This is a genomic window from Acidisphaera rubrifaciens HS-AP3 (genome assembly GCF_000964365.1).
Taxonomy (GTDB): domain Bacteria; phylum Pseudomonadota; class Alphaproteobacteria; order Acetobacterales; family Acetobacteraceae; genus Acidisphaera; species Acidisphaera rubrifaciens.
In genome coordinates, this window is the sequence record NZ_BANB01000772.1 from 1 (window position 1) to 1410 (window position 1410).

2 protein-coding genes are annotated in these 1410 nt (G+C 74.0%); both read right to left on the reverse strand.

The window, feature by feature from the left end:
- Positions 1–39: 39 nt before the first annotated feature.
- Positions 40–774, reverse strand: coding sequence for a hypothetical protein (locus B8460_RS17490; RefSeq protein WP_048862904.1), 735 nt, complete (start codon positions 772–774; stop codon positions 40–42).
- Between the two features lie 12 nt (positions 775–786).
- Positions 787–1209: a hypothetical protein gene (locus tag B8460_RS17495; RefSeq protein ID WP_048862905.1), complete on the reverse strand. Its 423-nt coding sequence runs from the start codon at positions 1207–1209 to the stop codon at positions 787–789.
- Positions 1210–1410: the final 201 nt, after the last annotated feature.

The window sequence follows — 1410 nt, forward strand, 5'->3', positions numbered from 1 at the left end:
AGGCGGCGGCCGGGCGGGCGGCGATCGGGCGGGGGGCGGTCAGCTGCCGTGCGGCGCCATCGGCGTGACGAGAACCTGCACCGCTTCCAGCACCGCGCCGTCGGGCGTGGCGCAGATCGCGCCGGCATCGCATGGTCCGACCTGCGCGCCCCCGGCGAAGGCGCCGCGGTAGCGCACGACATGGGTCATGACGGCCGGCCCGGCGAGTCGGACGGCGAAGCCGCGCAGCGGCCGCGCCTCGCCCCGCGTACCGCTGTACCGATCGCCCGGCACCCAGTCGGTCATGGAGCCGTCGTCGAGCACGACACGGCATTCGATATCCTCGGGGTCGATGCCGTCCACGACGATCAGGGACAGGCCTTCGATGGACGCGCCCGGCGTTCCCGCCCAGCCGTCGCCGGTCGTCTCCACGTCGCCGGTGCCGGAGACATGCAGGGCGGTGCGCAGGCTGACCGGCGGCGGCGCCATGCGGATATAGGCGGGCGGCGGCGGCGCCTCGTCACCGGTCTCCTCGGGCCCGGACGGCGCGACGGCTGCGGGGGCGAAGGCCGGCGAGGGGGCGGACGGCTCCGGCAGATCCTCGATCGCCGCCGCGTCGGGCTCGGCGCGGGGGCCGAACAGAATGTCGAGAACCGGCGCGCCGGGCGGCACGGCCTCGCGGACCGCCTCACCGCCGACGGCGGCCTTGGCCGGAGCCTCGGCGGGGGACGCTTCCGCCTCCGGGACGCCGCCGCCGAACAGCCGACCGAGCCAGGACCGCCGCGGCGGCGCCATGACCGTCCCGGCTCAGATCACGTAGCGGTAGTCGAAGCGCGTCGAGCAGACCGGCGTGGTGATGGTGAACACGGCATACCCGTTGCCGACATGGCCCTGCAGCACCGACTGGCCGACGACGCTGCGGACGGTCCCGTCCGGCATCACCGGCGCGGTGAAGATCAGGTTCGGCGTGTAGGCCAGTTCCAGGGTCATGTCGCCGATCTCCAGTGTGCCGACCCGGGGATGCGGGCAGCGCGCGGGCTGGTCGCCCTGTGCCGCCACCAGCGTCTGGAGACCCTTGTAGGTTCCGCTGACCCTGTCGATCTGGTCGTCCGGCAGTTCCGTCGCCTGCATCAGCTGGAGCTTCGCGATGCCGCGATTATAGGCTTCGAGCGGGCCGGCGCAGCCGCCGACCACGAGGCAGGCCAGGGCGGCGGGCCCGAAAAGCCGCATGGCAGCGTGTGGTCGCACCAGTCTCTCCGCAATGCACAACAGGTTACGTCAGTGAAGCCGAACCGCCGGCCGCATTCAACCGGCGCCTGCGGACACGCCGCCGCTTTGCCCGGCGCTGTGGCGCGCCGGCACGGCGGCGCGGCGCCGGGCTGACGCGGCCCGCCGATGCGCGCCCTCACCGACCTGGCCGATCAGGCCGTG

Excerpts from the sequence above, each read along its gene's own strand:
- B8460_RS17490 (WP_048862904.1), bottom strand. The coding sequence starts at position 774 with ATGGCGCCGCCGCGGCGGTCCTGGCTCGGTCGGCTGTTCGGCGGCGGC.
- B8460_RS17495 (WP_048862905.1), bottom strand. The coding sequence starts at position 1,209 with ATGCGGCTTTTCGGGCCCGCCGCCCTGGCCTGCCTCGTGGTCGGCGGC.